The following is a 24,019-nucleotide window of genomic DNA, read 5'->3' as shown; positions in this document are numbered from 1 at the left end:
AATCGCCCATGTCAAAAGAGATTGAGATGCCGAAACCAGGCCAAGTCGTCCTTGTGACCCAAGGAAGAGATGCGGGAACGTTTGCCCTGGTCATCCGCGTGGAGGATGAACGCTTTGTCTGGATTGCTGACGGAAACAAACGGCGCTTTGACAAGCCGAAAAAGAAAAACATCCGTCACATTCGCCCGATGCCGTACTTTTCCGCGGAGGTGATCCGCAGCTTGGAAGAGACGGGACGGGTGCCCAACAGCAAGTTGCGGTTTGCGATTCAGAAGTTCATTTCATATTATGAGGGTGAAGGACAAGAGGAAAACGCTGAATCAACAAGGAAAGGAGAGGATTCTTCTGGCTAAAGAGGATGTCATTGAAGTGGAAGGAACGGTCATCGAACCTCTGCCGAACGCGATGTTTCGCGTCGAGTTGGAGAACGGCCACAAGGTGCTGGCGCATGTATCGGGCAAGATTCGCATGCACTACATCCGGATTCTCCCCGGTGATCGGGTGACTGTTGAACTTTCCCCTTATGATCTCACCAGAGGCCGTATCACGTACCGGTACAAGTGAGGAGGGAACCTGATGAAGGTAAGGCCTTCGGTCAAACCGATCTGCGAAAAATGCAAGATCATCCGGCGCAAAGGAACCGTCATGGTGATTTGCGAAAATCCGAAGCACAAGCAGAAACAAGGTTAAGTCGTGGAAGTGACCGAGACAATGTACGAAGGCATTTGCTCAAGAAGGAGGTCGTAACATGGCACGTATCGTCGGTGTGGACCTACCCCGTGACAAACGGGTTGAAGTGGCCCTGACGTACATTTACGGCATTGGCTTGCCCACTGCAAAGAAGATTCTGGCGGCCACAGGCGTCAATCCGGACACACGCGTCCGCGATCTGACGGAAGATGAGATTTCCCGCCTGCGGGATGAGATTGACCGCAATTACAAGGTGGAAGGGGATTTGCGCCGTGAGGTGGCCCTGAACATCAAGCGCCTGATGGAGATCGGCTGCTATCGGGGCATCCGTCACCGCAAAGGCTTGCCTGTGCGCGGCCAGCGGACCAAGACCAATGCCAGAACGCGCAAAGGTCCCCGTCGCACAGTGGCAAACAAGAAGAAGTAACCGCAACACCGCTTAAGCTGTTGAAAATGATGTAAGCCAATAAAGATGATGATTGCATAGGAGGGAAAGAGATGGCAGCGCGTAAAGGTACCACGCGGACCAGACGCCGGGATCGGAAAAATGTCGAGAGCGGCGTGGCGCATATCCGCTCCACGTTTAACAACACGATCGTCACAATCACCGATCCTCACGGGAACACCATATCCTGGGCCAGCTCGGGGACAATGGGTTTTAAGGGATCGCGGAAAAGTACGCCGTTTGCCGCGCAAATGGCTGCGGAAGCAGCCGCCAAGGCTGCCATGGAGCATGGCATGCGAACCGTCGAAGTGCGCGTCAAGGGGCCAGGTTCGGGACGGGAGGCCGCGATTCGTTCCTTGCAGGCCGCCGGGCTTGAGGTCAGCTCGATTCAGGATGTCACGCCCATCCCGCACAATGGGTGCCGTCCGCCAAAACGTCGTCGGGTATAAGGACTCACACCATGTGAACCGATACGGTTCATGAGAAAATTCGTGCAAATTTTGCCGAAAAATGGTATAATGTACCGTATTGTTGTTCATAATGGTAGACATGTTGGCCAAGTATGTGCGTTTAGCGAGCCAGGTGGTTGTGACGTTTTGTAAGGAGGGTTCCCAGTTTGATTGAAATCGAAAAGCCCAAGATCGAGCTGGTTGAAGTGGATGAAAAAGGGACGTACGGGAAATTTGTCGTAGAACCGTTGGAACGGGGATACGGAATCACCTTGGGGAATTCCCTGCGGCGGATCCTGCTGTCATCTTTGCCAGGAGCCGCCGTAAAATCAGTATATATTGAAGGCGTGCTGCATGAATTCTCGACGATCCCGGGAGTGGTTGAAGATACCACAGAGATCATCCTCAATCTCAAACAACTGGCCCTGAGAATTCACTCTGATGAAGAAAAAATCCTGGAAATTGAGGCAGAAGGGCCTGGAGAAGTGACGGCCGCCGACATCCGCGCAGACAGCGATGTGGACATCCTCAACCCCGAACTGCACATTGCGACGCTGGAAGAGGATGGACGGCTGTATATGCGGATGGAAGCAAACCGGGGCAGAGGATTTGTCCTGGCCGAGAAAAACAAGCGGGATGATCAGCCGATTGGCGTGATTCCGATCGACTCCATCTACACTCCCATCAAGCGTGTCAACTACAGCGTGGAAAACACGCGCGTCGGACAGGTGACCAACTACGACAAATTGACCCTGGAGGTCTGGACTGACGGCAGCATTCATCCCGAAGAGGCGGTAAGCTTAGGTTCCAAGATCTTGATCGAGCATCTGAGGTTGTTTGTCGACCTGACAAAGGAAGGTCATGATACCGAAATCATGGTGGAGAAAGAGGAGGATCAGAAGGACAAGATCCTGGAGATGACGATCGAGGAGCTGGATCTGTCTGTCCGATCCTACAACTGCTTGAAACGGGCCGGTATCAACACGGTGTACGAGCTGACGACCAAGACCGAAGAGGACATGATGAAGGTTCGCAACCTCGGAAAAAAATCGCTGGAAGAAGTGCAAGAAAAACTGGCTGAACTGGGATTGTCCTTCCGGAAAGTAGAATGATAAACGTAAACGAAGAGGAGGGATTGCATTGGCTTACACCAAACTGGGGCGTCATTCCAGCGCGAGAAAAGCCTTGTTCCGCGACCTGGTGACGGATCTCTTCATCTACGAGCGGATCAAAACCACGGAAGCGAAGGCCAAAACCGTCCGCTCCATCGCGGAGAAGATGATCACCCTGGCCAAGCGAGGCGATCTGCACGCCCGACGCCAGGTTGCCGCTTTTGTCCGCAAAGAGGCGGCCAATGAGCATCAGGATGCCATTCAAAAACTGTTTAACGACATTGCTCCACGGTATGCGGATCGTCAAGGCGGCTACACGCGGATCTTGAAACTGGGCCCGCGTCGCGGCGACGGAGCGCCGATGGTATATCTGGAACTGGTCGAATAACGGCATTCATCGAACGAACATGCGAAGCGAAGTATCGAATGGCAAATCCATATCTGTCAAAAGGGTTTCATGCGAAAAGGATGACAGAAGTGAACAGTCGTTCGCCTTTCTAGCGTCATCCTTTTTCCTCATCTATGGGGGGCTTGTGAGATGCCGGCACCACATCCAGTCGTCCAAACGCGCCGCCTCTCGTTTTCCTACCAGGCGGGCGACATCCGGGAAGTGAATGCGGTTCTCAAGGAGATCAATCTTCAGGTGGCTCCCGGCGAATATCTGGTCATCCTCGGACACAACGGTTCCGGTAAATCCACCCTGGCCAAACAGCTGAACGCCCTCTTGACCCCTTCTGAGGGCCAGGTACTGGTGTGCGGAATGGATACGAGAGACGATTCGTGCCGCTGGGAGATACGCCGGCAAGCGGGGATGGTTTTTCAAAACCCGGATAACCAGATTGTCGGCACCACAGTGGAAGAGGATGTGGCCTTTGGCCTGGAGAACCTGGGCGTAGCATACGAAGAGATGCGGCAACGAGTGGATGAATCGTTGAAAAAGCTGGACATTCAGCATCTGGCTGAGCGGGAGCCGCATCAGCTTTCGGGCGGACAGAAACAACGGCTGGCCATTGCCGGGATTTTGGCCATGCGGCCGACGATCATCATCCTGGATGAGGCCACGGCCATGCTGGACCCCAGCGGCAGGCAGGAAGTGATGCGGGCGGTGCGCCAGTTGAACCGGCAGGAAGGCATCTGCGTGATTCAGATCACCCACTTCATGGAGGAAGCCCTCTGCGCGGACCGGGTCGTGGTCATGCAGGAAGGACGCATCCAGATGCAGGGGCCGCCGGAGGAGATCCTCTTAAACCGGGAAGCCCTCCTTGCGGCCGGCCTGGAGGTGCCTTTTGCCGTTGAACTGGCTGAACGATTGCGAAGACACGGAATTCCCCTGGACGAAAAGATCCTCCATCGTGAACAGTTGGTGGAAGCGTTATGGACATTATTATCCAAGAATTGACACACATCTATAAACCGGGAACCGCCTTTGAACGGATCGCGCTGAAGGACGTCAGCCTGAAGATCGCCTCGGGAAGCTACGTGGCGATCGTGGGCCACACCGGTTCCGGCAAATCTACGCTGATCCAGCACCTCAACGGGCTGTTGCGGCCCACGCGGGGGCGCGTGCAAATTGGACAGATCGTGATCACAAGCCAGAAGAGCAACCTGCAGCAATTGCGCAGGTTTGTGGGCATGGTTTTTCAATATCCGGAGCACCAACTGTTTGAGGAGACGGTGGAAAAAGATGTCGCCTTCGGCCCCAAACAGCTGGGTTGGCCGGAGGAGCTTGTCCGCCAAAGTGTCATGCAGGCCATTGAGCTGGTGGGTTTAAAACGGGAGATGCTGACCCGTTCGCCATTTGCCTTGAGCGGCGGCGAACGCCGCCGGGTGGCCCTGGCTGGTGTTCTGGCGATGCGGCCCAAGATTCTGATTCTGGATGAACCGACGGCCGGTCTGGATCCGCGCGGCAGGCAGGAAATTTTGGCCCTGATCAAGCGGCTGCACCAGGAGGAGCGGCTGACCGTGATCATGGTCACGCACAGCATGGAGGATGCGGCCCGCTATGCGGAACAGATCGTGGTGATGAAGGAAGGGCAGTTGCTCATTGCAGGCACGCCGGAAGAAGTATTTGCGCGGGAGGAGCTTCTCCTTGCGGCCGGCTTGGCGCTCCCCGAGCCGGCGCGGCTGGTGAAAGAATTGAATGAACGGCTGGCCACTCCTCTGCCGCTGTGCATGACCGTCGACGAGCTGGAGAAGGAGATCCTCGCCCGCCTGGTTAAGGAGGGGGTCTGATGGGTGTCCCGGAGCTTTCCATTGGCCAGTACTATCCCGGCCATTCGCTGTTGCACCGGTTGGATCCCCGACCCAAGCTGATTTTTGTCTTCATTTATGTGATCCTGATTTTTTTTGCCAACAATGCCGCTTCGCTTCTCTGGATGGGATCAATCGTCCTCGGCGCACTGGCCATCTCCCGCATTCCGCCGACGGTGCTGCTCAAGGGGATGAAGCCCGTGTTCTGGCTGCTCTTGCTTTTGGCTGCGATGCACTTGTTCCTGACGCGGGAAGGGCCGGTTCTGTTTCGCTGGGGGTGGTTTGCCGTATATGACGAGGGGGCCAGGCAGGCGGTGATCATATCTGCCCGTCTTTTGTTCCTGATTTCCATCTCCTCCCTGCTGACCTATACGACCCGGCCAATGGATTTGACCTTTGGACTGGAGAAGCTGTTTGCCCCGCTGAAACGCTTCCGTGTGCCCGTTGGGGAGCTGTCCCTGATGATGTCGATTGCCCTCCGTTTTATTCCTACATTGATGGAAGAGGCGGACAAGATCATGAAGGCCCAGATGGCCCGGGGGGCAGATTTTGAAAGCCGCAACCTGGCCAGTCGTGCGCGAAGCTTGCTTCCCCTGCTGGTCCCCTTGTTTGTCAGCTCCTTCCACCGGGCCGAAGATCTGGCCATGGCGATGGAGGCTCGCGGTTATCGGGGCGAGGAGGGACGGACGCGGTTTCGCCAGTTGGCCATGCGCCGCGCCGATTGGTTCATGCTGCTGGCCGCGCTGCCAGTTTCCCTGATCCTGTTTCTGTTGAGAACGTGGTAATGGGAGTGTGAGGATGAAACGGAAAATCCGCCTGGAATTTGCGTATGAGGGAACACACTTTCACGGGTTTCAAAGGCAGTCTGCCGGCAGGCGAACGGTGCAGGCTGAATTGGAACGGGTCCTTTCATCTCTCACGGGAGAGCCGATCCGCTTCTATGCCTCAGGCAGGACCGATGCCGGCGTTCACGCCCGGGCTCAGGTCGGCCATTTTGAAACCACCTCACCGATACCGGCAGAACGTTGGCCATTCATTTTGAACCAGCAGTTGCCGCCAGACATTATCATCCACAAAGCTGAGGCAGTGGACGCAAGCTTTCACGCCCGCTATGATGCCAGGAGCAAGGTGTACCAGTACTGGATTGACCGGGGAGAGGTTCCGGATCTGTTTTTGCGGCGTTTTACCTGGCACCTGCGCCATCCGCTGGATCTGGCTGCGATGCGGGAAGCTGCCGGGTATCTGGAGGGTACGCATGATTTTACTTCGTTTTCTTCCGCCAAAACACCGCTTGAAAACCGGGTACGCACGCTTTATGCGGTGAACATCGAGGAGACGCGCCGGGGCGGCGTTCCGCTGCTCGTCTTTTCCGTGCACGGCAACGGCTTTTTGTATAACATGGTTCGCATCATCGTCGGCACGCTGGTCGAGGTAGGCCTCGGCAGGATCGCGCCGGAAGCCATTCCTGACATTCTGGCCGCCAGGGACCGCACGCGAGCCGGCATGACCGCGCCGCCGCAAGGATTGATCTTGTGGAAGGTATTGTATTATAATAATTAGGTATGTTATCCCACAAGCCCCGTTGCAAGAATGTCTGACGAAACGTTTGTTGAGATAGATGTGGGCCCCGTCACGGGCCGCCGAGTCACAAACTTGTTCAGCAGGTACAGCAGTAGTTGGAACGCAAGGAGGGAACAAGATGCGCACAACGTACATGGCCAAGCCGAATGAGGTGGAGCGCAAATGGTACCTGGTTGATGCAGCCGGGAAAACCCTTGGCCGGCTGGCTTCCGAAGTGGCTGCCATCCTGAGAGGAAAACATAAACCGGAATACACTCCCCACGTGGATACAGGCGATTTTGTCGTCGTGATCAATGCCGATAAAGTGGTGTTGACAGGCAAGAAACTGACGAAGAAAAAATACTACCGTCATTCCGGCTATCCTGGCGGATTGAAGGTGACGACGGCAGGCACCATGCTGAAAACCAGGCCGGAACGGATGATCGAGCTGGCTGTCAAGGGCATGCTGCCCAAAAACAGCCTGGGACGGAAGCAATTCAAAAAGCTGAAAGTGTATGCCGGTTCTGAACACCCGCACCAGGCACAACAACCGGTTGTCTGGGAGCTGAAGGGATAATCCGGCTGTCAGTGAGCAAATCAACGGCGATTGAACATGTCATCGTGCATAAGGAGGGAAAACATGGCGCTGGTTCAGTATTATGGCACCGGCAGACGGAAAGAATCGGTGGCTCGTGTCCGTCTCGTGCCAGGTGATGGAAAATTTATCATCAATAAACGCACCTTGGATGATTATTTTGGCGGATTGGAAGCTCTCAAAGCGATCGTCAAGCAACCCCTCGTCTTGACGGACACGCTCGGAAAGTATGATGTGTTGGTCAACGTCCGGGGCGGCGGCTTTACCGGCCAGGCCGGAGCCATCCGTCACGGGATTGCCCGTGCGTTGCTTGAAGTGGATCCCTCATTGCGTCCGACCTTGAAGCAGGCTGGCTTCCTGACCCGCGACCCGCGGATGAAGGAGCGGAAAAAGTACGGGCTCAAGGGCGCCCGCCGGGCACCGCAATTCTCGAAACGGTAACGGTTCATGCGATGCAGGCTCTCAATCGTTTGCGATTGGGGGCTTTTTTTTGGTTGCCATGATCACATCATGAATCAATATTGGGGGCATTTGGGAAACATTGATACAGTTCATTGACAAAGTTGATTGACAAAAATAAAAAGTGCCCCTCATTTGTGAAGGGACACCCTTTTCATGTATCGTATCATAACTATTATGGTCAGATGCCTAAATAGACTTCCCTTAATCGCGTGTTTTTCAACAAATTTTCAGCGGAGCCAGAAAAAGAGATCTTTCCATGGTCGAGGATCGCAATTTCATCAGAAACTTTCAAAGCCACGTCCACGTTCTGCTCAACCAACAGAATGGTGACACCGCTGCGTTTAATGTTCTCTATCTGTTCAAAAATTTCATCAACCACTTTTGGTGCCAAACCAATGGATGGTTCATCCAACATCAGCAATTTGGGATTTGTCATTAAGGCTCGGCCAATCGATACCATCTGCTGTTGTCCGCCTGACATCGTTCCGACAAGTTGTGCTTCCCGTTCTTTCAAGATGGGAAACAATTGGTAGACATAGGCTAATCGTTCTTGTAAAGCAGATTTTCCTAATCTTAATCCACCCATCAAAAGGTTATCCTTCACTGTTAAATCAGGAAAAGGGCGTCTGCCTTCCGGACAATGCGTGATCCCTAAATTTGCGATTTTATGAGGAGGAAGATTCAGAATCGATTGCCCCTCAAACATGATTTCGCCTTGGCTAGGTTTGAGTAATCCACTGATGCAGCGAAGGAGTGTTGTTTTTCCAGCCCCATTGGGACCAATGATGGACAACATTTGACCTTCCTTGATCTCTAGATTTAACCCCTCAATGACTGTGGCCTTCCCGTATCCGACAACCAAGTCGGTTATTTTAAGCAAGATCCCACCTCCTGTCTCCCAGGTAAGCCTTGAGTACCCTCTCATTTTTTACAACCTGCTCGGGAGTATCGTCAGCAATCAGTTTGCCAAAGTCAATGGCGATGACCCGTTGAACCATTTGCATCAATTCTTTTAATTTATGTTCGACGATGATGATCGTGAGGCCCTCCTGATGCAATTTCATGCACAACTGCATCAAACCTTGCACTTCGGCGGTATTCAGGCCGGCAAATGGTTCATCTAGCAGCAATAGTTCGGGGGATGTCGCCAAGGCCCTGGCTACCTCAAGCCTGCGCAAATCTCCCTGCGGCAAGTTGCCGGCCAGTTGATCCCGTTGCTCCCATAAACCCACTTGCCTTAATACCTGTTCTGCCCGGTCTGCGAGGGATTCGGCTTTATTCCTTGAAGGATTGGCCACTTTAATGTTGTCCAAAATGGTAAGTTCCTTAAAAGGACGGGGGATTTGAAATGTCCGGGATAATCCTTTTTGCACAATCCGGTAGATAGGAAGCCCTGTTATCTTTTCATCTTTAAAAAAGATTTCGCCCGAGGTGGGAGTCACAATCCCCGTAATCATGTGGAAAAGCGTTGTTTTCCCCGCGCCGTTGGGACCGATAATCCCTACAAACTCTCCCTTTTCGACAGAGAAGCTGATGTCATCCGCTACTTTTACATTCCCGAAACTTTTGTTCAAGTGTTGAATTTGAAAGAAGCCCATGTTCTCCTCCCCACATGAACCGTTTTGAAGGTGGTTAACCACTGGACTTGTTGCGGAATGCCGAAAGATGTCGACGAAGCGTGGCAAGCCCGTTTGGCAGTAACATGACAAATATCACGAGCAAACCGGCGTAAATCAAGTCCTGGTATTGTTCCGTGCTGCGCAACCACTCGGTTAAAAAGGATAAACCATAAGCCCCCAACATGGGACCCAGAATCGTTCCCATGCCGCCGGCAATTCCCATGATGAGAATGATCAATGATTGCCACAATTCGAAGACCTGAGGACTGACGTGCCGCAGATAAACGGCAAGCAATCCGCCGCCCAGTCCGGACATCAAGGCGCTTAATGAAAAAGCGAGCAACTTGTAATAGAGGACATTGTTCCCAAGCGCCGCACATCCTAACTCGTCTTCTCTGATGGCAATGAAGATCTTGCCTGTGCGTGAACGGACGATGCTGAGTGTAAACAACACGCATATGAGCATAAAACCCAATGTGATATAGAACAAAGTCAGCCGGCTGACGCCGCCCGAGATGTTCAGACCAAATTCACCGCCACTGAGATCGCGGAACGTATAAGCCAATTGATAAAAAATCAAGGGAAGGGCCATCGTTGTTAAAGAAAAATAAGGGCCTGTAAGTTTCAGGCTGGCAACTCCGATCACCAGAGCAGCCAGTACAGACAACAGTGCACCGACTAACATGGAGGGGATAATCCCGATGGAATCATGCAGAATGCCCACCGCATATGCACCAAAGCCAATAAATAAAGCTTGGCCAAGATTTAACTTCCCGATATAACCGGATACGATATCCCAACTGACGACGAATACTGCGTAGAGATTGGCCAGCGTAAGCACCGACAAAAGATAATAGGAATCTGTAATGACGGGAATAAGCGCCAACACCAGCGAGAATGCGATGACAAACAAATAAACGTTTTTAAACCGGGTGAGCAATGTCAGTTCACCTCTCTCGAAAAAAGTCCATTCGGTTTAAAGATGAGGGCCAAAATCAAAATCGTAAAGGTAACGGCATCTTTTAGCTGAGGGTGAATGGCATACGAAGTGAACATTTCGGCAAAGGCCACGATCGCCGCTCCCGCCAGTGTACCCCAAATATTTCCTAATCCCCCTAATACGACAATCGTAAAAGCGACAAGAATGGGAGACCAACCCATTGCCGGTGTCACCGTGAGGAACGGTGCAACCAGAATGCCAGCTGTCGACGCCAGTGCCGCGGATAACCCCATGACAAAGAGATACACCCGTTCTGTATCGACGCCAAGCATGGAGGCCATTTCCGCATCTTGCGAGACAGCTCTGATAATCCTCCCAATATTGGTTTTTGTCAGGAGCAACCAGATTACCAGAATGAGAATGATGGCGATCACAAATGTCAACAACTGTTGTTCAGTCACACGGACGCCAAGAATATGTACCCCGCCTGTCAATATGGAAGGTACATATCGCGGCTCGGGGCCAAACATTAACAGAACGATTTGTTCTAAAAACATGGCGAGTGCCAATGTGATAATCAGAACCTGAGTTAACGTGCTTCGCATCTGTCTGATAAATCCCCAGTAAATGATGAGCGAAATGATGACTGTGATAATGACGGCACCTAGGGCTGCCCAAAGGAGCCCTAGATGCGCTTGAGAAGTCAACATGAATACGATGTAACACGCGATCATGAAAAATGCCCCGTGTGCCAAGTTCATGATTTTGGCCACGCCAAAAATGAGTGAAAAGCCCAGTCCGATTAAGGAATAAATAGCGGTCCAGATCAATCCGAATATGATGATGTCGATGATCATGTCATTCCTCACCCCCTCCGGCATTTATTTCATCCAAGCCGGTTTGATCACTGAACCGGTTGCAACACTTTTGGGCCAAACCGGAACCATTTTGCCGTCTTGCCATTGGATATACGTAAATGGCACGAAACCCTGTCCGGTATTGTATCCGTGATCCTCTCTAAATTGGATAATCCCAGAAGCGCCAGTAAAGGTTCCTTTTTCCAACACTTCAACCACTTTGTCTGAATCGGTTGTTCCGGCCTGATTGACGGCATCCGCTAAAATGAGAAGGGCATCATAGGTGGTAATGCCGGGATACGGACCAGGGGCGCGGCCGTATGTTTTCTCGAAGTTATCCCAGAAAGGAATGGTTTTATCCGTTACTTCGGATCTGACCCCCATTTTCCAGGTCATCAAACCATTGGCTTTTCCTTCTGTTTGCGACCAGAATTCTGGACTTTGAGCCTGGACAACATATCCTGACAATACGACGGGAATTTGCCGTTCAGCCCACTGTCTTACGAACGTGATGCCTTGGTCGGCTGAGAAGAGCAACATGGCTGCTTCTGCTCCGCTTTCCTTCAATTTGGACAAAATCACCGAAAAATCCTTGGTATCGGTTGGGGGGCGTTCTACATAGACAACTTTGTCTCCCCACATTTCTTGGAATTTCTCGACAATCGGATCAACCCACACCGCACTTTCGGCGATTAAGGCAACCTTAGTAAAGTTGTTTGCTGTCACCAAATCATGAAACTGTTGAAGAAATCCTTCTCCCAGCTGATTGGAGTCCAACATCGGACGGAACGTATATTTGTAATACTCATAATCGTTTTTCACGCCTTCCGTTACCTTTGGAGAAGCGGACCCAGTATTCATAAATATCTTCTTGGCGTCCATGATGATCGGTTGAACAGCAAGCGCCACTTCACTGCGATGTTCACCGACAATGAAATCAACTTTATCCTGATAAAGCATACGTTCGACCACTTTTTTGCCTTCTTCGGGATTGGCCTTTGTATCTCCGTAGACCGCCTCGACCGGACGTCCGAGGATACCGCCGTTCTCGTTAATGGTTTTGATAGCCAATTTGGCTGCATCCTCGATCTCTTTTCCTGCCTGCATTTGAAAAGCGCCGATCACACCAATTTTGATCGGGTCCTGATTTGACTTCCCTGCATCATTTTCAGATTGTGAAGTGGCCGGTTGGGACGGACTGCAAGCAACCGAAAGCAAGCTGACTGCGCCCAACAACAGAAACACCAAACACAAACGACGACGGAGCTTGCCCATTTTTCTTCCCCCATAATTGAAATTTTATTTTTTCCTGAATATACAACTGATTCAACTTAAATTGTTTTCAAAATGTAAGCGGATACGTCAGAGACAAGAAAACGCTTTTTTTCAATCGGAGTCATGACGCTTCATGTTTTCGCCTCCTTGCCGTGTGATGTGATGTGTTTATTAAATGGTCGTGCAAAAATCATGCCAACTTTTTTACAGAAAACGTTTTGCTATTTTTTTTTGGCATCAATTTTGCTTAATGGTTGATGTGACAGGAAAGGTGACATTCTTCGTCAGAAGCGAAAGGAGTTGATCCGCATGATGACACCTGAGCAATATATCAACAGCTTGCGGGAACAAAAAAAAGAAGTCTACTTTATGGGGCAACGGGTGGAAAATGTCGTCGATCATCCGGCGATGCGTCCGCATATTAATTCGGCAGCCGTCACCTACCAGCTTGCTTGTGATCCTGCTTATGAACATCTTGCTACCGCAGTGTCCCATTTAACCGGTCGCAAGATCAACCGCTGGACCCATATTCCGCAAAACCAAGAGGATCTTGTGAAAAAAGTGATGATGTTACGCGTGGCGGGTCAAATCACCGGCACCTGTTTCCAACGCTGCGTGGGCATGGACGGTTTGATAACCCTTTATACGGTCACGTGGGAGATGGATCAAAAGCTGGGTACAAATTACCATGAACGGTTTAAAAAGTTCCTGATTGAAACGCAGGACAACGATTACATGACAGACGGCGCGATGACCGATCCGAAAGGAGATCGTTCCAAGAGTCCCTCTCAACAGCATGATCCCGATCTCTATGTGAGAGTTGTCGAGAAGAGGGAAGACGGCATCATTGTTCGCGGGGCAAAAATGCATCAAACGGGTGCGATCAACTCCCATCAGATCTTGGTGATGCCGGGTACAGCAATGAAGGAAGAGGATAAAGATTATGCGGTATCTTTTGCCGTCCCCGCTGACGAAAAAGGTGTCATCTATGTGTTCGGTCGTCAAGTGAATGACAGCCGGAAGTGGGAAGGAAAGATTGATCAGGGGAACCCCAAATACGGGGTGGTCGGCGGAGAAGCGTTGATAATATTTGATGATGTATTTGTTCCATGGGAGCGCGTGTTCATGTGTGGCGAGACGGAATTTACGGGGATCCTTGTCGACCGTTTCGCCTCGTACCATCGCCAGAACTATGGCGCGTGCAAGTCAGGCAATCTCGACGTCTTGATCGGGGCGACAGCAAAGATCGCTGACATGCATGGTTTGTCCAAAGCCGGTCATGTGAGGGATAAACTGGCGGAAATGGCTCACCTCGTGGAGACGATGTACAGCGGCGCCCTTGCTTGTTCGTACCATTGTTCCATGTTGTCATGCGGTGTCGCTTACGTGGACCCGGTATTGGCGAATACGTCGAAGTTTAATACGGCCCGGTATTACCCTGAAGTAACGAGGATTGCTCAGGACATCGCGGGCGGATTTGTGGCTACGCTTCCCTCGGAGCAGGAATTGGAAAATCCTCGCATCGCGCCATTTATTCACAAGTACTACAAGACCGGTGAGAATGTTGATCCGATCGAGCGCATCAAGCTGGGCCGCCTGATCGAAAACATGACTGGCGCAACCCCGATTATCGAGTGCATGCATGGCGCAGGCTCACCGCAAGCTCAGCGTGTCGTGATTCAGCGATCGATAGATTGGCAAGAAAAGCGTCGGCTGGCGGAGGCCATTATCTCTTCAGAGCCGAATGAAAAAAAGAGTGAGAATCATATAGGGTCGAATGTGTAAGAAACATAGAATCGCGAAACCCATTGGGATTTCCTGCATGGGCAAAAAACTCTGGATTCGCAAGCGAGCCAGAGTTTTTTTGTGATCAAATTGATGAATTTATGCAAGTCCCGTAAAAATGATGCATTTTTTCATCAAAAAAAGATTTTGGTCGTTTATATAAAGTTGAGCGAACTAATAGAATGGTGTATTTTTTAATCATATAGAATGATGTATTTTTTCATCATATGGGAGACGATGGGTGGGAGGGGATCTGATGCATTACCTGAAAGATTTCTTGGTTGAACTTCTTGAAACGATAAACTCCGCTGTGGTGTTTGTGGATAAAGAGGGCAAGATCCTGTTATACAATCGGAAAGTAATGGAGATTACAGGTCTGAAGAGGAAAGAAATTTCAGGCAGATTCATCAATGATGTTTTTCCTGAGAGCAAGTTGATGGATTGTATTCGTAACGGAGAATATCATTTTGGCCAGAAAGTAAAATTGAAGGGATCGACGTACATTGTTTATAGACGGCCGGTGTACCATAACGGAGAAATCATTGGTGGATTATCGGTCTTTCACGACATCTCGGAACAAGAAGAGCTGCAAGCTTCGCTTGATTACGCCCAAAAGTTAAATCATCAATTGGAGTCGATTATCAATTCGAGTTATGACGGGATCTATATCACTGATGCTCAAGGCAACGGAATCAAAGTCAACAAGGCTTATGAACGGATTACTGGGGTCAAACCGGAAGAGTTGTTGGGGAAAAATATGAAACAGGTTGTCGATGAAGGTATCGTCTCTGAATCAGTATCACTGAAGGTGATTGCCACTAAAAAGCCGGTCACCATTGTACAAAATGTGAGGGGAAAAGAAGTGTTGGTCACAGGCAATCCGGTATTTGATGAGGAGGGGCGATTGATCAATGTTGTTACGAACATCCGTGACATTTCGGAATTAAACAAGTTGAAACAGGATCTGGAAAAAACAAAAGCCCTTTCAGAAAAATATTTTTCCGAATTGACACGTCTGCGCCAAAAAGAAAAAGAAAACGAAGCAGGAGAAATCGTGGCCTATAGTAAAGAAATGAAACAAATCATCTATTTGGCCCGTCGTCTTGGACAAGTCGATTCTTCCGTTTTGATTCTTGGGGAGTCCGGTGTGGGAAAAGAGGTGATTGCACAGTTGATCCATGAGTCGGGAAAGCGAAAAAAGCACCCATTTATCAAAGTAAACTGCGGAGCGATTCCGCACAACCTTTTGGAATCCGAATTATTCGGTTATGAAGCGGGGGCTTTTACCGGAGCCAATCGACGCGGCAAACCCGGATTATTTGAATTGGCTGACCGGGGAACGTTATTTTTGGATGAAGTTGGAGATTTGCCGCTCGACCTGCAGGTGAAGTTGTTGAGAGCGGTTCAAAATCTTGAAATCACCCGCGTAGGCGGGACAAAAACGATCCACGTGGATGTGCGGATCATCTCGGCTACCAACAAAAACCTTGAAAAAATGGTGGAAGATGGAACGTTTCGCCAAGATTTATATTATCGTTTGAACATTGTCCCGATCAAAATTCCGCCTTTGCGTGAGAGAACAGAGGACATTATCCCTTTAACCTACTTTTTTCTGAATAAAATCAATCAAAAATATGGGATGAAGAAAAAAATGTCTCCTGAGCTTCTCAAAGTTTTCCAAAGTTACCATTGGCCGGGAAACATCCGTGAGTTGGAAAATTTGATTGAAAGACTGGTTGTGACGACGGAAGAGGAAACGATTACCCCGGACGATTTCCCGTCTGAAATGGTGACAGACTCGTTTATAACGCCGGAGTCCCCTCGCCCCTTGAAAGAGATTTTGCAAGACGTTGAACGAGGAATCATTGCCCGTGCGCTAAAAAAGTACAAAACGACGCGAAAAACGGCGGAAGTTTTGGGAGTTGATCAGTCCACTCTCGTTCGCAAAATTAAGCGCTTACATATTCCATATCCCCATTGATCCTGATGCCAAGAGTAACAGCTGATCGTTTGGCCAGCGTTGGCATAAAAATTGCTGAAAGATAATATGAGCTCACGATTTCTGGTACAATCCAATCCCGTCAAGCAAAACAGTAAGGGGGCAATAACGATGAAGATACCGACTTTTGACCTTACGGGGAAAGTGGCCTTAATTACCGGAGGCACAAAAGGGATCGGATTTGGCATGGCGATGGCCTTGGCTCATTATGGTGCGGACGTGGCCATTGTTGGGCGTAACAGGCAAGATGGGGAAACGGCGGTTCGCAAACTGCAAGAGAAAACGAACAAAGTGGAATTCTTTGCAACGGATGTCACTGACAAGCAACAAGTGAACGATATGGTGCAAAAAGTGGTAGATGCGTTCGGCCGCATCGATATTCTGGTAAACAATGCGGGGATGAATATTCGCAAGCCGTTAATCGAAATAGAAGAGGAAGATTGGGATCGGGTTTTGAACACCAATTTAAAAGGAATCTTTCTTGTCGGCCAAGCTGTCGCCCGACAAATGATCAAGCAAAAAGGGGGACGAATCATCAATATTTCATCCATTTTAGGATCGATTGGGTTGTCTCACCAGACAAGCTATGCCGCTTCTAAAGGCGGAATTAATCAGTTGACGAAAGTCTGGGCCTGTGAATTGGCGCCTTATCAGATTACAGTAAACGCCATTGGGCCTGCCTACATTAAAACGCCGATGACCGCAGAATGGTTGTCGGAACCCGATCGTTATCAAAACATTGTCAATAGTACTCTATTAGGAAGAATCGGCGAACTGGAAGATCTGGCAGGTCCAGTCGTTTTTCTCGCCTCGGACGCTTCGTCTTACATTACTGGCCAAGTGCTCTATGTCGATGGCGGATGGCTTGTCAGGTGAAAGGAGGAAAACCAATGTGGACGGAAAATGAAAAAAGTGGGATCGTCCGGGAATCTCATTTTGGACGGGAAGTATTCGTTTTTTCTGAGCGGCCTGCCAATGTGATGGAGATGCTGGAAAGCTCTGCTGTTCGTTTTCCTGACCGCGAGGCCCTGGTGATGGGGGAGCGGCGTTTGACATATCGGCAAATGAGGGAACTGGTAGAAAATATCGCCGGCCATTTGTACCACCGTTATCAGGTGCGGAAAGGGGAAAGAGTGGCGCTGTTATTGGGGAACGGCGTGGAATTCGCCCTCTTGTTTTTTGCTTGTGCCCGGATCGGGGCGATCGCGGTTCCTCTAAACACACGGCTCAACAGCAAGGAAATTACGTTTATGCTCAACCAGTCGGGTTCTTCTATTCTCTTTACCGACGATGAGTTCGCCTATCTTGTACAGAATGCGCATACATCCGTACCCTCGTTAAGGGCGAGATTTATCCTTGGCGGCGAAAGAGAAGGCTTTTTGCCTTATGAACCGCTGGAATCTCCCGCTGTTTCACCGCCGGAGACGATGGTTCGTGAAGAGGATCCGTTGTACATCATGTATACATCCGGCACTACCGGATTGCCGAAAGGCGCTGTCGGTAGCCATCTGGGTGCGATCCATTCGGTCATGTGTTATCACCGGATTTTCAGAACGACGGAAGCGGATCGTTCGTTAAACGCGGTTCCTCTTTTTCATGTGACCGGCTTGATCGGACAGCTTCTACATATGGTGTATGTGGGCGGAACCAATGTGTTGATGAGAAGGTTTAAGGCGGAACGGTTTATTCGTTTGTTGTCAGAGGAAAAGATTACATTTACTTTTAACGTTCCGACCATTTATGTGATGATGATGTCCCATCCTTCTTTCCGGGAGTACAGCTATCCTTCCCTGCGGATCTTGGCTTATGGCGGTGCCCCCATGTCCACCCATACCATTGAACAACTGCGAAGGGAATTCCCGGGTGTGCAGCTGCACAACGCATATGGGGCAACAGAAACGACATCACCGACAACCGTGATGCCGATAGGCTGCCAGGAAAAAAAGCCTGCATCCGTTGGTTACCCCATTCCGGTTGTTGAGATAAAAATTGTGAATGAAAGGGGAGAAACATGCAAACCAGGAGAAGTGGGAGAGCTTTGGATCAAGGGTCCTAATGTCGTATCCGGCTACTGGGAAAACGAAGAGGCCAATCGTAAATCGTTTCATGGAGAGTACTGGTGTTCTGGAGACCTGGCGATGATGGATGAAGAAGGTTTTGTCTACATTATGGATCGCCTCAAAGACATGATTAACCGAGGCGGGGAAAAGGTTTTTTCCGTCGAAGTGGAAAATGTGCTGTATCAACATCCGAAGGTGCTGGAGGCGGCGGTCGTCGGGATTCCGGATCCGGTTTTCGGCGAAGTGGTGAAAGCAGTGATCGTACCCAAACAAGAAACGACGGTGACGGCGGAAGAGATAAAACAATTCGTCAGGGAAAACCTGGCTGATTACAAAGTGCCTGCGGTGGTGGAATTTTGCAGCGAGCTTCCTCGAAATCCCGGGGGCAAAGTTTTGAAAAATTTGCTGCGTGAATCTCAACGCCAAGCGTAGAAAATTTGGCCAAATGTTCCTTGTCAAGTAGACAGGCATAAAAAGTCAAATGACCTGATCAAGATCCATGCTTGCCGGCATGGGTCTTTTTCTTTCCCATTTTGAGGATGTTCCTGTCCGATTTGGGAATCCTGTAAATGAGGAGCTTGGCGTCCAAGATTGGGGTCCAACATGAAAGAGCAGGGTGAATCGGATGAACAATGTGGTGGACTTTCAAGCATACCAGCAAAGAAACTGGGACCAGTTCAGGGAGCGCGCCGTTCATTGGCTGGATCCCGCAGAATACCAGACCTATTATCAAGAGATGGTCAGCTGGGTACTGGCGAGGGCCAATTGGTATGAACGTTATCTTGTGGAGGAGGCCTTGTTTGAGACGTTGCTGGACGGCTTTTGCATGGGGCTTGAAGCCAGCCGCCGGTATAAGGATGCGGAAAAGGGAGAAAAACGGGAGCAGGCTGCGGCGGTATTCAAGCAGCATTACCTGAAGCTGGCGGACGAATCGGTACGCCGGTACAGCGGAAAATATCATCTTTTCCATATTCTGGACGAATGGACATACCTTTCCATTCAGATCGTCCTGGATGATTGTATCTGCCGATGGTTTGAAAAAGGTTTTCGGGAAGGGATGCTTCGCAAAAAAAGGAAACAATGGTGAGACGGATGAACACAACCTTCAGCAGGATGAGAATCAGGAGGCGGCTTGTCCAAGTGATCTTGGGCTTGACCATGCTATGTTGCCTGAACATGGGAACCATCGGCCTGCATGTGGGGGCGGGCTCGGCCCATGCCTTGTCGCCTCTTGCGGGGAAAGTCGTTGTGCTTGACCCCGGTCACGGCGGACCGGACGGCGGGGCTGTCAGCCCGTCGGGTCTGGTGGAAAAAGCGGTGGCCCTGCAGGTGGCGCAATATCTCAGGGACTACCTGCAACAAGCAGGCGCGCTGGTGCGGATGACGCGTGAGACGGATACCGATCTGGCCAAGGCGAAAACCCGTGGCTATTCCCGGCGCAAGACGGAAGATTTGATGAAGCGGGCGCGCATCGTCAATGAGAGCCAGGCTGACATCCTGATCAGTATTCACCTCAACAGTTTTCCCAACCCGCGATACAGTGGCGCGCAGACGTTTTACTGCTCCAAACTGGAAGAAAGCCGCAAATTGGCGTCTTCAGTGCAACAGGAGTTGATCGCGGGGCTTGCCAACACAAAACGGATGGCCAAGCAGTTTGACGACATCTTTTTGTTGAATCAAAGCCGGATCCCGGCCGTTCTGGTGGAGATCGGGTTTCTCTCCCATGCGAAAGAGGCACAACTTCTGGCCGAGCCGGAGTATCAGAAAAAGGTGGCCGCTTCCATTTATCGGGGTATCCTCCGTTATTACACCGCCCCCCCTGACTGACATATTATGATATAATCATGGAGACGAAAGAGGTGTTGGATTCACAATAAGAGGTGATTAGGCCATGTTGACTCGCGAGCAAGTGCTCGAAGTGTTAAAGGATGTGGAAGACCCGGAGCTCCATAAAAGCGTCGTTGAACTAGATATGGTGCGAAACATCCAAATCAGCCCGGAAAACGATGTCCAGCTGGAATTGGTGCTGACGATTCAGGGCTGTCCCTTGAGAGCGGTGATTGAGGAAAGAGTGACAAAAGCGTTGAAGGAACGGGGAGCCCGCAATGTACAGTTGCGCATTGGCGCGATGACCGACGAGGAACGGGCCGCTCTCGCCAAGCGCTTGCGGGAAGAACGGGCGGCTCAGGCCGGGGCGACTTCCCAGCCGTCGGTTTCCCCGCTCTTGTCCAAGGATAGCGGTACCCGGTTTATTGCCATTGCAAGCGGGAAAGGCGGGGTAGGGAAGTCCACTGTAACGGTGAACCTGGCGGTTGCACTTGCGCGCGCGGGTGTTCGGGTGGGGGTCATCGATGCGGACATCTATGGCTTCAGTGTGCCGGATATGATGGGGATTGACCAGCGGCCCACCGTCATTGACAACCTGATTCTGCCGGTTCAAAAGCTGGGTGTCAAGGTCATGTCGATGGCCTTTTTCGTCGAAGATAACCGGCCGGTCATCTGGCGAGGCCCCATGTTGGGCAAGATGCTGCGGAACTTTTTCAGCGAAATCCACTGGGGCGAGCTGGACTACATGCTTCTCGACCTGCCGCCGGGGACAGGGGATGTGGCGCTGGATGTTCACCAACTGATCCCGCAAAGCAAGGAAATCATCGTCACGACCCCCCATTTGACGGCAGCTTTTGTGGCTGCGCGGGCGGGTGCCATGGCCATTCAGACCAATCATGAAATCATCGGCGTGGTTGAAAACATGTCCTGGTACGAATGCGGCCATTGCGGGAACAGAGCCTTCATTTTTGGCCAGGGTGGAGGACAGAAGCTGGCGGAGACGTTGCGCACCAAGCTGTTGGCCCAGATTCCCCTCGGCGCTCCGGAAGGAAGTGGTTTGGACGAGGCTCCCGGTATCTATCCGGCAGGTTCGCCGCAAGCCAAGATTTTTGATCAGCTGGCCAAAGAAGTGATCGACAGGACTGCTCCTGCCGTCAAGGGATAGATGGATCACGCGGTGGGCGCAGGGTGATTTTGCTGTGAGCGACCCATGGGTTCGGTGCTGCTCGCAGGTTAACTTCCACCCGCTGCACCACCGCCACCACCTTTTCCGCCGTCCTGCTGTCCACCCTGCTGCTTTTTTTCTTTCTTCGGCTTGGTGGCTTCTTCTTGCGCCTTGATCATCAATTGCAGGAGCTCCTCCTGGAACATGGGGCTTTGCAGCGACTCTTTCATCACGCTCATCATTTGCTGACGGAATTGGTTGCTTTTGAACAGTTTCAACAATTCCTTTTCGAATTCGGGATCCTGCATGGCTTCGATCATCATGGAGCGGTATTCCGGATCTTTCATCAAATCCTTGAGGAGCGTCTTGTTTTGTTCTTTTAACGCTTTTCCCAACTCGGCGGCAAACTTCGGTTCACGGATGATTTCATTCAATTTTTCCCGGTTTTGTTCACCGGTGATCATTTCTTGAATGATTTTTTTCAGGTCGTCCTCACTGAGGATGACCTGTTTTTGAAATTCCGGATCGTTAAACATCTCCTGAACCGCTTTTTTCCCGGCGTCCGTTTTGAGAATGTCCACGACCATTTCCTTTGTGCTTTCATAGGGCAATGGTTCCTGGGGCCGTTGTGCCGGGTTACAGCCATTGGCGACCAGGATGAAGGCCAACAGCCCCATCAGTGCCATCCGCCTTTTTCGCAACCCCCATGGATGTGTCTTTGCTTGAGAATGGCTCATGATGATACTCCCCTCGGATAACATTCTGGATGTATTATGCGTGAAAAGGTTCCTTGGAATGCGGGCGGAAGACTGGTAAAATCATAATGAAAAGCGCCTTGAAGGATAAGCCGAAGGCGTGATAGGGGAGGATATGCGTAGTGAAAGCGCGCAACTGGGCGTTTCTCTTTTTCACCACATTGGCGATTGGCGGCCTTTCCGGGCTGTTCTTTGGTTTCGGTATGTACGTGTTTCAAACCGGCGAAGAGGTGGTCGGCCAGGAGTTGATCCTGTCGATTATCGGTTATGCGGGCGCGGGGCTGATGTTCAGTTTAATCAGCCAGATGGGCCTGTTTGCCTATCTGTTTTTCCAGTCGATGATGCTGGGGCTTCTGAAACGAAACTGGCTCTGGCAAAGCTTTCAGGCGTTGCTCATCTTGCTGGTGCTGATCGACTGGGTATGGCTGAGGGCTGCGGCAGGCGGCGGCCGCTGGCTGGATTACCTGCCTCTGCCGCTGGCCCTTCTTGCCGTTGGGTTGGTCGTTGCGATACTGAAAAGCTGGATGACGGACAGGCAAGCCTTTATTCCGACGTTGTTTGTGATGGTGGTTCTGACGACGCTGGAATGGCTGCCCGCCCTGCTCACAGGCAACCCGCTGTCGATGTGGGTCATGGGGGTGCCGCTTTTCGTTTGCAACGCTTGGCAGGTGTTAATCTTGCACCGGCTGGTCAATGACGGAAAGAAACCGTCACCGGCGCGGAAGAAGAAATGGGCCACCGCCTGAGCGTCAAGGCAGTTCGGTGGTATCGATCTGGGCGGTCGCGATCAGTTCAGAGACGGTAACCAGTTCATATCCTTGTTCGCGAAGCCGGTCGATAATCACGGGCAGGGCTTCATGCGTCTGTTTGCAGGAGTCGCTGGCGTGCATCAGGATGATGTCCCCGGGGTGCACCTTGTCCAGGACGCGTTGGATGATGCGGTCAACCCCCGGATTCATCCAGTCGAGGGAGTCGGTATCCCACTGAATGACCGTATAGCCCAGCGAATCTGCCACGCGCAGGACACGCTTGTCAAAATCCCCGTTGGGCATCCGGATGAGATTGGGTTTGACGCCCGTCAACTCGCGCAGGATTTGGTCAGCCTTGGCGATTTGCTGGCGAATCTCTTCATCGCTCAACCGGCTGTAGTTGACGTGTTTATGGCCGTGGCTTCCGATTTCATACCCCGCATCGACGATTCGCTGTACGATCTCGGGATGATTTTCGGCCCAGGGCGAGGAGAGAAAGAAAGTGGCCTTTTCCACCTGTTTATCTTTCAGCACATCCAGAATCGGTCCGGGGCGCTTGTCTCCCCAGCTGATGTCGAAAGTAAGGGCCACTTTTTTCTTGTCTGTCGGCACGCTGTAGATGGCTGAGGGTTCGTCGCTGGAGAAGGTGGGGACGGCGTCGGCAAAGATGCTCTCCTCTTCTTTTTCCACGAAAAACACGCCGACGGCAAAGGCTGCGGCCACGGTAAAAATCAGGAACCTCTTCAATTGTGCGGCTTTTAAGACCATGAAAAGATTCATCGGGCGACACCTCTTTTCTGATGGGTTTGCTTGATGTTGGCATCAACGTGAAGAACGAGGCATGATCGTGATAAGGTTGTCCGCGCATGCCAGTATTAATGTATGCCTAACTTGCGGGCTGTATGAGAAAACCCGTCACCCGGCGTAGCCGGTCGCGGAATGGCATTTTGATCCGCGATGACTGTTGACAAAGACAGGTATCCATGGTATCATTCCTAACGTTGTTGCAGTTGCCCGTTGGCAACTGAACGAGGCATCTTGAAATCTCCGTCGAAACGTATTAGAATAATGAAGTGCACAGAGAGGTGCGCAGACCGTTCCTCCGTAGCTCAATGGTAGAGCAACCGGCTGTTAACCGGTAGGTTACAGGTTCGAGTCCTGTCGGAGGAGCCAGTTCAAGCTCCCATAGCTCAGCAGGTAGAGCGCTTCCATGGTAAGGAAGAGGTCACCAGTTCGAGTCTGGTTGGGAGCTCCAGCAGATGGCCCGTTGGTCAAGTGGTTAAGACACCACCCTTTCACGGTGGTAACAGGGGTTCGAATCCCCTACGGGTCACCATGGACGGTTAGCTCAGCCGGGAGAGCACCTGCCTTACAAGCAGGGGGTCGGCGGTTCGAACCCGTCACCGTCCACCATCGACAACTGGA

The 24,019-nt window shown here is 51.2% G+C and carries 28 protein-coding genes and 4 tRNA genes; 25 read left to right on the top strand and 7 right to left on the bottom strand.

The annotated features are described in order from the left end of the window. Positions 1-8 precede the first annotated feature (8 nt). The 13 genes from BAA01_11080 to BAA01_11020 all read left to right on the top strand — a co-directional run bounded on the left by BAA01_11080 (position 9) and on the right by BAA01_11020 (position 7,542). Positions 9-353 carry a hypothetical protein gene (locus BAA01_11080; protein ID OUM87967.1) on the top strand — a complete coding sequence of 115 codons (345 nt, stop codon included), beginning with the start codon at positions 9-11 and terminating at the stop codon, positions 351-353. Then, on the top strand, positions 346-564 hold the full coding sequence (locus tag BAA01_11075) for a translation initiation factor IF-1 (protein OUM88005.1): 219 nt from the start codon (positions 346-348) through the stop codon (positions 562-564). Before BAA01_11080 ends, BAA01_11075 begins: the two co-directional genes overlap by 8 nt. A 12-nt stretch (positions 565-576) precedes the next feature. Beyond that, positions 577-690, top strand: coding sequence for a 50S ribosomal protein L36 (locus BAA01_11070; GenBank protein ID OUM87966.1), 114 nt, complete (start codon positions 577-579; stop codon positions 688-690). A 58-nt stretch (positions 691-748) separates the two neighbouring features. After that, complete coding sequence (locus tag BAA01_11065; protein OUM87965.1) at positions 749-1,117, top strand: 30S ribosomal protein S13; 369 nt, start codon at positions 749-751, stop codon at positions 1,115-1,117. A gap of 71 nt (positions 1,118-1,188) precedes the next feature. Beyond that, positions 1,189-1,584: a 30S ribosomal protein S11 gene (locus BAA01_11060; GenBank protein OUM87964.1), complete on the top strand. Its 396-nt coding sequence runs from the start codon at positions 1,189-1,191 to the stop codon at positions 1,582-1,584. Between the two features lie 167 nt (positions 1,585-1,751). After that, entirely contained in the window at positions 1,752-2,696 is a 945-nt protein-coding gene (locus BAA01_11055; protein OUM87963.1) for a DNA-directed RNA polymerase subunit alpha, read from the top strand. Positions 2,697-2,724: 28 nt separating this feature from the next. Next, complete coding sequence (locus tag BAA01_11050; protein OUM87962.1) at positions 2,725-3,084, top strand: 50S ribosomal protein L17; 360 nt, start codon at positions 2,725-2,727, stop codon at positions 3,082-3,084. Between the two features lie 150 nt (positions 3,085-3,234). After that, positions 3,235-4,095, top strand: a complete 861-nt coding sequence (locus BAA01_11045; GenBank protein OUM87961.1) for an energy-coupling factor transporter ATPase — start codon at positions 3,235-3,237, stop codon at positions 4,093-4,095. Continuing rightward, complete coding sequence (locus BAA01_11040) at positions 4,071-4,928, top strand: energy-coupling factor transporter ATPase (protein ID OUM87960.1); 858 nt, start codon at positions 4,071-4,073, stop codon at positions 4,926-4,928. The genes BAA01_11045 and BAA01_11040 overlap by 25 nt, the downstream gene beginning before the upstream one ends. After that, positions 4,928-5,731: a cobalt ABC transporter permease gene (locus BAA01_11035; protein OUM87959.1), complete on the top strand. Its 804-nt coding sequence runs from the start codon at positions 4,928-4,930 to the stop codon at positions 5,729-5,731. Before BAA01_11040 ends, BAA01_11035 begins: the two co-directional genes overlap by 1 nt. A 13-nt stretch (positions 5,732-5,744) precedes the next feature. Then, positions 5,745-6,506 carry a tRNA pseudouridine(38,39,40) synthase TruA gene (locus BAA01_11030; GenBank protein OUM87958.1) on the top strand — a complete coding sequence of 254 codons (762 nt, stop codon included), beginning with the start codon at positions 5,745-5,747 and terminating at the stop codon, positions 6,504-6,506. Between the two features lie 139 nt (positions 6,507-6,645). Continuing rightward, entirely contained in the window at positions 6,646-7,083 is a 438-nt protein-coding gene (locus tag BAA01_11025; GenBank protein OUM87957.1) for a 50S ribosomal protein L13, read from the top strand. A 63-nt stretch (positions 7,084-7,146) separates the two neighbouring features. Beyond that, positions 7,147-7,542 (top strand): 30S ribosomal protein S9, encoded by a 396-nt coding sequence (locus BAA01_11020; GenBank protein ID OUM87956.1) that lies wholly within the window; start codon positions 7,147-7,149, stop codon positions 7,540-7,542. A gap of 199 nt (positions 7,543-7,741) precedes the next feature. Here BAA01_11020 and BAA01_11015 read toward each other — a convergent pair whose 3' ends face one another. The 5 genes from BAA01_11015 to BAA01_10995 are packed head-to-tail and all read right to left on the bottom strand — an operon-like array spanning position 7,742 to position 12,254. Next, entirely contained in the window at positions 7,742-8,488 is a 747-nt protein-coding gene (locus BAA01_11015) for an ABC transporter ATP-binding protein (protein ID OUM87955.1), read from the bottom strand. Next, the gene (locus BAA01_11010) at positions 8,436-9,161 is read right to left on the bottom strand and encodes a hypothetical protein (protein OUM87954.1); all 726 of its coding nucleotides are present in this window, start codon (positions 9,159-9,161) and stop codon (positions 8,436-8,438) included. Before BAA01_11010 ends, BAA01_11015 begins: the two co-directional genes overlap by 53 nt. A gap of 34 nt (positions 9,162-9,195) precedes the next feature. Further along, positions 9,196-10,122: a hypothetical protein gene (locus BAA01_11005; protein ID OUM87953.1), complete on the bottom strand. Its 927-nt coding sequence runs from the start codon at positions 10,120-10,122 to the stop codon at positions 9,196-9,198. A 2-nt stretch (positions 10,123-10,124) separates the two neighbouring features. Continuing rightward, a complete protein-coding gene (locus tag BAA01_11000) occupies positions 10,125-10,979 on the bottom strand; it encodes a hypothetical protein (GenBank protein OUM87952.1) in 855 nt (284 codons plus the stop codon). Positions 10,980-11,003: 24 nt separating this feature from the next. Next, a complete protein-coding gene (locus BAA01_10995; protein ID OUM87951.1) occupies positions 11,004-12,254 on the bottom strand; it encodes a hypothetical protein in 1,251 nt (416 codons plus the stop codon). Positions 12,255-12,563: 309 nt separating this feature from the next. On the opposite strand from BAA01_10995, the gene BAA01_10990 reads away from it, so the two are divergent. The 7 genes from BAA01_10990 to BAA01_10960 all read left to right on the top strand — a co-directional run bounded on the left by BAA01_10990 (position 12,564) and on the right by BAA01_10960 (position 21,090). Beyond that, the gene (locus tag BAA01_10990) at positions 12,564-14,039 is read left to right on the top strand and encodes a 4-hydroxybutyryl-CoA dehydratase (GenBank protein OUM87950.1); all 1,476 of its coding nucleotides are present in this window, start codon (positions 12,564-12,566) and stop codon (positions 14,037-14,039) included. A gap of 256 nt (positions 14,040-14,295) precedes the next feature. Continuing rightward, positions 14,296-16,020: a hypothetical protein gene (locus tag BAA01_10985; protein OUM87949.1), complete on the top strand. Its 1,725-nt coding sequence runs from the start codon at positions 14,296-14,298 to the stop codon at positions 16,018-16,020. Between the two features lie 129 nt (positions 16,021-16,149). After that, positions 16,150-16,914, top strand: a complete 765-nt coding sequence (locus tag BAA01_10980) for a 2-deoxy-D-gluconate 3-dehydrogenase (protein OUM87948.1) — start codon at positions 16,150-16,152, stop codon at positions 16,912-16,914. Positions 16,915-16,928: 14 nt separating this feature from the next. Then, the gene (locus BAA01_10975; protein OUM87947.1) at positions 16,929-18,530 is read left to right on the top strand and encodes an AMP-dependent synthetase; all 1,602 of its coding nucleotides are present in this window, start codon (positions 16,929-16,931) and stop codon (positions 18,528-18,530) included. A gap of 193 nt (positions 18,531-18,723) precedes the next feature. After that, positions 18,724-19,185 carry a hypothetical protein gene (locus tag BAA01_10970; protein ID OUM87946.1) on the top strand — a complete coding sequence of 154 codons (462 nt, stop codon included), beginning with the start codon at positions 18,724-18,726 and terminating at the stop codon, positions 19,183-19,185. Further along, entirely contained in the window at positions 19,179-19,925 is a 747-nt protein-coding gene (locus BAA01_10965) for an N-acetylmuramoyl-L-alanine amidase CwlD (protein OUM87945.1), read from the top strand. The genes BAA01_10970 and BAA01_10965 overlap by 7 nt, the downstream gene beginning before the upstream one ends. A gap of 64 nt (positions 19,926-19,989) precedes the next feature. Continuing rightward, positions 19,990-21,090: an ATP-binding protein gene (locus BAA01_10960; GenBank protein ID OUM87944.1), complete on the top strand. Its 1,101-nt coding sequence runs from the start codon at positions 19,990-19,992 to the stop codon at positions 21,088-21,090. 68 nt (positions 21,091-21,158) lie between these two features. On the opposite strand, the gene BAA01_10955 is transcribed toward BAA01_10960, so the two are convergent. Then, positions 21,159-21,791 (bottom strand): hypothetical protein, encoded by a 633-nt coding sequence (locus BAA01_10955; protein OUM88004.1) that lies wholly within the window; start codon positions 21,789-21,791, stop codon positions 21,159-21,161. A gap of 176 nt (positions 21,792-21,967) precedes the next feature. Here BAA01_10955 and BAA01_10950 point away from each other — a divergent pair, with 176 nt between their 5' ends. Beyond that, complete coding sequence (locus tag BAA01_10950) at positions 21,968-22,591, top strand: hypothetical protein (GenBank protein ID OUM87943.1); 624 nt, start codon at positions 21,968-21,970, stop codon at positions 22,589-22,591. Positions 22,592-22,594: 3 nt separating this feature from the next. On the opposite strand, the gene BAA01_10945 is transcribed toward BAA01_10950, so the two are convergent. Further along, the gene (locus tag BAA01_10945) at positions 22,595-23,374 is read right to left on the bottom strand and encodes a polysaccharide deacetylase family sporulation protein PdaB (protein OUM87942.1); all 780 of its coding nucleotides are present in this window, start codon (positions 23,372-23,374) and stop codon (positions 22,595-22,597) included. A gap of 318 nt (positions 23,375-23,692) precedes the next feature. Between BAA01_10945 and BAA01_10940 the strand changes: the two genes are divergently transcribed. The 4 genes from BAA01_10940 (at position 23,693) to BAA01_10925 (ending at position 24,007) form a co-directional block, all read left to right on the top strand. Then, positions 23,693-23,767, top strand: a tRNA-Asn gene (locus BAA01_10940). A 6-nt stretch (positions 23,768-23,773) separates the two neighbouring features. Then, positions 23,774-23,849, top strand: a tRNA-Thr gene (locus BAA01_10935). Positions 23,850-23,855: 6 nt separating this feature from the next. Continuing rightward, positions 23,856-23,930, top strand: a tRNA-Glu gene (locus BAA01_10930). A 1-nt stretch (position 23,931) separates the two neighbouring features. Continuing rightward, positions 23,932-24,007: transfer RNA gene (locus tag BAA01_10925), tRNA-Val, on the top strand. Positions 24,008-24,019 lie beyond the last annotated feature (12 nt).

This window comes from Bacillus thermozeamaize, assembly GCA_002159075.1.
In the GTDB taxonomy this organism is placed as follows: domain Bacteria; phylum Bacillota; class Bacilli; order ZCTH02-B2; family ZCTH02-B2; genus Bacillus_BB; species Bacillus_BB thermozeamaize.
Note: the sequence above shows the minus strand (reverse complement) of the source record. Positions and strands in the feature narration are given on the sequence as shown.

Coding starts and splice junctions, on each gene's coding strand:
- BAA01_11065 (OUM87965.1), top strand. CDS start 749: ATGGCACGTATCGTCGGTGTGGACCTACCCCGTGACAAACGGGTTGAA.
- BAA01_11080 (OUM87967.1), top strand. CDS start 9: ATGTCAAAAGAGATTGAGATGCCGAAACCAGGCCAAGTCGTCCTTGTG.
- BAA01_10975 (OUM87947.1), top strand. CDS start 16,929: ATGTGGACGGAAAATGAAAAAAGTGGGATCGTCCGGGAATCTCATTTT.
- BAA01_11035 (OUM87959.1), top strand. CDS start 4,928: ATGGGTGTCCCGGAGCTTTCCATTGGCCAGTACTATCCCGGCCATTCG.
- BAA01_11040 (OUM87960.1), top strand. CDS start 4,071: ATGGACATTATTATCCAAGAATTGACACACATCTATAAACCGGGAACC.
- BAA01_11030 (OUM87958.1), top strand. CDS start 5,745: ATGAAACGGAAAATCCGCCTGGAATTTGCGTATGAGGGAACACACTTT.
- BAA01_11015 (OUM87955.1), bottom strand. CDS start 8,488: ATGAGAGGGTACTCAAGGCTTACCTGGGAGACAGGAGGTGGGATCTTG.
- BAA01_10990 (OUM87950.1), top strand. CDS start 12,564: ATGATGACACCTGAGCAATATATCAACAGCTTGCGGGAACAAAAAAAA.
- BAA01_10965 (OUM87945.1), top strand. CDS start 19,179: ATGGTGAGACGGATGAACACAACCTTCAGCAGGATGAGAATCAGGAGG.
- BAA01_10985 (OUM87949.1), top strand. CDS start 14,296: ATGCATTACCTGAAAGATTTCTTGGTTGAACTTCTTGAAACGATAAAC.
- BAA01_10960 (OUM87944.1), top strand. CDS start 19,990: ATGTTGACTCGCGAGCAAGTGCTCGAAGTGTTAAAGGATGTGGAAGAC.
- BAA01_10995 (OUM87951.1), bottom strand. CDS start 12,254: ATGGGCAAGCTCCGTCGTCGTTTGTGTTTGGTGTTTCTGTTGTTGGGC.
- BAA01_11045 (OUM87961.1), top strand. CDS start 3,235: ATGCCGGCACCACATCCAGTCGTCCAAACGCGCCGCCTCTCGTTTTCC.
- BAA01_11025 (OUM87957.1), top strand. CDS start 6,646: ATGCGCACAACGTACATGGCCAAGCCGAATGAGGTGGAGCGCAAATGG.
- BAA01_10945 (OUM87942.1), bottom strand. CDS start 23,374: ATGAATCTTTTCATGGTCTTAAAAGCCGCACAATTGAAGAGGTTCCTG.
- BAA01_11020 (OUM87956.1), top strand. CDS start 7,147: ATGGCGCTGGTTCAGTATTATGGCACCGGCAGACGGAAAGAATCGGTG.
- BAA01_11010 (OUM87954.1), bottom strand. CDS start 9,161: ATGGGCTTCTTTCAAATTCAACACTTGAACAAAAGTTTCGGGAATGTA.
- BAA01_11000 (OUM87952.1), bottom strand. CDS start 10,979: ATGATCATCGACATCATCATATTCGGATTGATCTGGACCGCTATTTAT.
- BAA01_11070 (OUM87966.1), top strand. CDS start 577: ATGAAGGTAAGGCCTTCGGTCAAACCGATCTGCGAAAAATGCAAGATC.
- BAA01_10980 (OUM87948.1), top strand. CDS start 16,150: ATGAAGATACCGACTTTTGACCTTACGGGGAAAGTGGCCTTAATTACC.
- BAA01_10970 (OUM87946.1), top strand. CDS start 18,724: ATGAACAATGTGGTGGACTTTCAAGCATACCAGCAAAGAAACTGGGAC.
- BAA01_11060 (OUM87964.1), top strand. CDS start 1,189: ATGGCAGCGCGTAAAGGTACCACGCGGACCAGACGCCGGGATCGGAAA.